Origin of the sequence: Corynebacterium sp. HMSC036D02 (assembly GCF_001836165.1) — a bacterium.
Classification (GTDB): domain Bacteria; phylum Actinomycetota; class Actinomycetes; order Mycobacteriales; family Mycobacteriaceae; genus Corynebacterium.
In genome coordinates this window covers 1-826 of the sequence record NZ_KV827685.1, presented here as the reverse complement: position 1 = coordinate 826, position 826 = coordinate 1, and the positions used below count along the sequence as shown (strand labels likewise).

General features: G+C 59.2%; 1 protein-coding gene. It reads right to left on the bottom strand.

The annotated features are described in order from the left end of the window. Positions 1–69 precede the first annotated feature (69 nt). Positions 70–771: an IS6 family transposase gene (locus HMPREF2743_RS07760; protein ID WP_070818530.1), complete on the bottom strand. Its 702-nt coding sequence runs from the start codon at positions 769–771 to the stop codon at positions 70–72. Between the last annotated feature and the right edge of the window lie 55 nt (positions 772–826).

Here is an 826-nt window from a genome sequence, read left to right as displayed (position 1 = left end):
GGCGGAGAGCCGAGACGACCCAGTTTCTCATTTCCTGATGGCCGCTGCGTGCCGGCGTTCTCAGGCCGTCTAGAAGACCCGGTTGACGATCACCGCGTCCGGATTGGGGTGCCCATAAGCAAACATCGTGCCCTGACCTTTCCGTAATGAATGCATCGCTTCCATCCCTTTCAACGTCCGGTAGGCGGAAATTCGGTTTTTGAACGCCCCCTTCGGTCCCAGGATTCTTTTAAGTCGGCCATGATCTCCCTCGAGAACGTTGTTCAGGTATTTCACCTGCCGGTGCTCCACCATCTGAGGGCAGATTCCCTCCGCCTTCAGCTCGGAGATCGCCTTGGCCAGAGCTGGCGCCTTGTCGGTGTTGATGACCCGCGGGGACCCGGCTGTCGTATTCGATCGCAGCGTCTTGGCCAGGAAACGCTTGGCCGCAGCCACATTCCGTTTTGGTGAGAGGTAGAAATCTAAGGTCTGCCCACCGGCGGTAATAGCCCGGTAGAGATAGCACCACGTGCCGCCGACCCGGATATAGGTCTCATCCACCCACCAGGACCGGGCCTGCCAGTCGGGTACCTGCCGGTACCAGCGAGTGTGCTTATCCAGCTCAGGGGCGTATTTCTGCACCCAGCGGTAGATCGTGGTGTGATCGACTGGCACACCCCGCTCGGTCATCATTTCTTCGAGGTCGCGGTAGCTCACGCCGTAGCGGCAGTACCACCGCACCGCCCACAGGATGATGTCACGGGGGAAATGCCGACCGGAGAAGATGCCCATGGCTCTGATTATTTCACGCCGGTCTTTCTACTGCCCCAACTTTGCAACAGCACCA